The following is a 1,732-nucleotide window of genomic DNA, read 5'->3' as shown; positions in this document are numbered from 1 at the left end:
GACTCGACAGCAGCACCGTACGGCCCTCGGCGGCCAGCGAGCGCATCAACCGCCGGATCCAGCGCACGCCTTCGGGGTCGAGGCCGTTGACCGGCTCGTCGAACAGGAGCACGGCCGGGTCGCCGAGCAGCGCCGCCGCGATCCCGAGCCGCTGCGCCATGCCCAGGGAGAAGGAGCCCGCCCTGCGCCCCGCAGCCGAGGTCAGCCCGACGGTCTCCAGGACCGTGTCCACCCGCCGGGCCGGAATGCCGCCGCCCGCCGCGAGCGCGGCGAGATGGCTGCGCGCACTGCGGCCGGGATGGAAGGTGCGCGCCTCCAGGAGCGCGCCGACCTCACGCAGCGGCCAGGCCAGTTCGGCGTAGGAGACCCCGCCGATCGTCGCCCGTCCGGCGTCCGGCCGGTCAAGGCCCATGATCATGCGCATCGTGGTGGACTTCCCCGAGCCGTTGGGCCCGAGGAAGCCCGTGACGCCACCGGGCCGTACCCGGAAGCTCAGATCCTGCACGGCGACGGTCTCGCCGTACCGTTTGGTCAGGCCCCTGGCCTCGATCATCACGACTCCCTGTGCCGTCCTTGCCTGTCGTGTGATCCACGCTAGGAACGGGACGGGAGAGGCGGAACGAGGATGTCCTCCGGTCCGTGTGGGGGACAGCCCCCACGCGGGCCGCGCCGCGGACGGTCACATGTGGACGGCTTCGCCGCCGGACAGCGACTTCGGCGGGCCCGGCCGGTACAGCACGAGCGTGACGACGAAGCCGACGGCGAAGAACAGCGCCGACCACCAGTACGCCGTCGAGTAGCTCTCCATCGCGGCCTTCACCTGCACCTCGGGGGTCGGGCGCTTGCCCGCGAGATAGTTGGCCGCGGCGGTCGTCGCCAGCGAGTTGAGCAGGGCGGTGCCGATCGAACCGCCCACCTGCTGGCTCGTGTTGACCATCGCGGACGCGACGCCCGCGTCGTGCGCGGCGATGCCCGCCGTCGCCAGGTTCATCGCGGTCGCGAAGACCAGGCCGAGGCCGACACCCGTGACGAGCAGCGGGGGCAGGACGTGCGCGGCGTAGCTGCTGTGGGTGTCGAGCGCGGTCAGCCAGGCCATCGAACCGGCCGCGAGCGCCATGCCCAGCGGGACGAGCGGCTTCGGGCCGAGCCGTGGCAGCAGCGAGTTGGTCGCCACCACGGACGAGAAGATCATGCAGCCCACCATCGGCAGGAAGGCGACGCCCGTGAGCACGGGCGAGTAGTCGAGGATCTGCTGGAGGTAGTACGTCAGGAAGAGGAACACACCGAACAGACCGGCGCCGGAGATGAACATGGCGAGGTACGAGGCTCCGCGGTCCCGGTCGAGGACCACCCGCACGGGCAGGAGCGGGTGAGCGGCCCGCGTCTCCCACCAGGCGAAGGCGACGAGGAGGACCGCGCCGACCACCAGGAAGCCCCAGGTCTGCGCGTCGCCCCAGGCGTGCGACTCCGCGTTGGAGAAGCCGTAGACGATGCAGAACAGGCCGACCGACACCAGGATCGTGCCGGGAACATCCAGCTTGGGCCGGTCGGCAGGGCGACCGCCGTGCAGCAGCCGCATGCCGCCGAGGATCGCGACGACGGCGAACAGCAGGTTCACGTACAGGCACCAGCGCCAGTCCAGGTACTCCGTGAGCACACCGCCGAGCAGCAGACCGACGGCGCCGCCCGCACCCGCGATGGCGCCGTAGATGCCGAACGCCTTCGCGCGCTC

At 71.5% G+C, this 1,732-nt stretch carries 2 protein-coding genes; both read right to left on the bottom strand.

Features of this window, described 5'->3' with window-relative positions; genetic code table 11:
• A partial coding sequence (locus tag GTW43_RS14935) for an ATP-binding cassette domain-containing protein (RefSeq protein ID WP_161302379.1) occupies positions 1-553 on the bottom strand: 553 nt, incomplete at its 3' end.
• A gap of 126 nt (positions 554-679) precedes the next feature.
• The coding region (locus GTW43_RS14930) for an MFS transporter (protein WP_161302377.1) at positions 680-1,732 on the bottom strand (1,053 nt) is incomplete at its 5' end.

Source organism: Streptomyces sp. SID5785, from assembly GCF_009870065.1.
Taxonomy (GTDB): Bacteria; Actinomycetota; Actinomycetes; order Streptomycetales; family Streptomycetaceae; genus Streptomyces.
The sequence above is the reverse complement of the archived record's forward strand: the minus strand, read 5'-3'. Positions and strand labels throughout refer to the sequence as shown.